This window comes from Kurthia huakuii LAM0618 (assembly GCF_000505545.1).
GTDB lineage: Bacteria > Bacillota > Bacilli > Bacillales_A > Planococcaceae > Kurthia > Kurthia huakuii.
Genome location: NZ_AYTB01000048.1, coordinates 1 through 2,182 on the forward strand (window position 1 = coordinate 1; position 2,182 = coordinate 2,182).

Sequence of the window (2,182 nt, forward strand, 5' to 3'; positions counted from 1 at the left end):
AAATCTGTCATCAATTTCACCAAGTATTGATAGAAATCAATGCCATTGGCTTTAGCAGTTTCAGCAAGACTTAAACAAATGGCATTTGAATGAGCGCCTGCTTCACTGACAGAAAACAGCCAATTTTTTCGACCAATCACATTTGGACGAATCGCATTTTCTGCAGCGTTATTATCAATGGCTATATAGCCATTATCAAGGAATCGTTTTAATGCAACTTTACGATTCAATGTGTAGTCAGCAGCTTTAGCAAGTGCATTTTTTCCGAAGAACGGCGAACGATCCACCCATTCAAAAAATTCATCTACAATCGGTTTGGATTCTTGCTGACGAATTTTCACACGTTCTTCCGGTGAAAGATGCTTGATCTTACGCTCAATATGAAATAACTGATCGCAATATTGCACGCCTTTTCGACCATTGTTACTATCAGCCTTTAACCAATAGCGGCGGACATGGGCCCAACAGTTAGCGAACTGAACATCAGGCAAATGATTATAAGCTGAATAGCCATCACAAATGACGGTGCCCTTGAACCCTTGAATGAAATCTTCTAAGGTCGCACGACCACGAGACAATGCACTCTTAAACAAAATAATCACTGGGCCTTCACTTTGAACACTGCGAGCTACCCAGTTATAAGCATTTGATTGTGCTGGTCTTCCATCGGAACGCTTAAGAATTTGCGCAAAGGTTTCATCAATATGTAAAACGGATTTTGCTATTAAACGCTTTTTCATCAATTCGTACACTGGTTGCAGCCAATCTGTTGCTACACGTATTACCCAATTGGATAAATTTTTATCGTTTGTTAATAAGCCATGTCTTGACCATTCATTTACTTGACGGTAAAGTGGCAAATATTGCGCAAACTTATCATAAATAAGCTTTGCCAAAACAGTAGGCCCTGCAATACTTCTTTGAATTGCACCTTTTGGTGCTTGGCCGCGTTTAATTTGAGATTTTTTCAAAGAATCATTTTTACATAATCGACACTCATAGACATGCTCAAAGTACTGTACACGTTTTAGTGTAGCTGGTATAAATTTTGCTTCTTCTCTAACTAAGACAGAGCTAAATTCGACCATTGGTTCATGACAACAATCGCAAGATGAATCATTTGGATGATAATGAACTTCTTCAATTTCTATATGCTCTCCAAATGAATCATTACGTTTTTTATTTGTCTTTTTACGATTAACCGTATAACTAATTGTTTCGGTGCTTTTTTCTTCTGTCTGCTCAGATTCGTTAAAAGACGGATCATCCTCAAATAAAGAACCTTGCCCATCGGGCACTTGGTACTTTGATTTTTCTGATTTGGAACCGTATAAAGCTTTTGTTAATTGACGGACTTGTTCAGTCAACGCTTCAATTTGTTTAAACGATTGATCTAATTTCTGTGTTAATTCTTCATTCTGTCTGTTCGAGTGCGCTAGTTGAGTTTCTAAAAGTTGTATAATCCGTTCATTGTTCATAGAAGCGTTTTCCAAATCATTCACCACATTTCGTTCGGTATGTTGTGGATAATTATACCATTTTATACAAAGTAATTAAAAGACACCTTTTAAAGATTTTGTAATCGCCTTTGGCTGTTGTATAGATAACCCCTCTAATAGCCAGCGCAATTCTTGCTGCGAAAGGTTACGGACTTGTTGCTCATTTTTCGGCCATTGCAGACGACCTTGATCTAACCGCTTGTACAGTAAAGCAAAACCATCGCCATCAAAATAAAGACATTTATAGCGATCTTTGCTTGTACCCGAAAATAAAAAAATAGCATCGCTATATGGATCCAATTCGAATGAATCCTGAACTAAGGCCGCCAGGCCATCAATTCCTTTCCGCATATCCGTTCTGCCACAGACAATATAAATATTTTTTACCTTTGTGAAATCTGTTTTCATTTCAACACCAATCCTTTCAATACGGTTTGGACAAGGTGTGCATCTACGCCATTGAAGAAAGAGATTTCAACTGCTGCTGTTTTAATCACACAGGTTGGCTCGATTTTTTGTTGAGGCGAGGATCCCGGAGGGAGTTCTAAAGGGAGAGGATCTAAATGAACGGGGACGATAATTGGTTTGTTCGTAGACATAATAAAAGCACCTCCATTGATTGATACATTTATCGTATCGGAGATGCCTACAAGATTATATGCGTTATTTGATTACGGGCTTAC

The 2,182-nt window shown here is 38.2% G+C and carries 3 protein-coding genes; all 3 read right to left on the reverse strand.

Going from position 1 to position 2,182, the window contains the following annotated elements:
- The coding region (gene tnpC, locus V514_RS0118550; protein WP_029501249.1) for an IS66 family transposase at positions 1 to 1,493 on the reverse strand (1,493 nt) is incomplete at its 3' end.
- A 60-nt stretch (positions 1,494 to 1,553) separates the two neighbouring features.
- On the reverse strand, positions 1,554 to 1,907 hold the full coding sequence (gene tnpB, locus V514_RS0118555) for an IS66 family insertion sequence element accessory protein TnpB (RefSeq protein WP_029499882.1): 354 nt from the start codon (positions 1,905 to 1,907) through the stop codon (positions 1,554 to 1,556).
- Positions 1,904 to 2,098, reverse strand: coding sequence for a hypothetical protein (locus V514_RS0118560; RefSeq protein ID WP_029497974.1), 195 nt, complete (start codon positions 2,096 to 2,098; stop codon positions 1,904 to 1,906). The genes tnpB and V514_RS0118560 overlap by 4 nt, the downstream gene beginning before the upstream one ends.
- Positions 2,099 to 2,182: the final 84 nt, after the last annotated feature.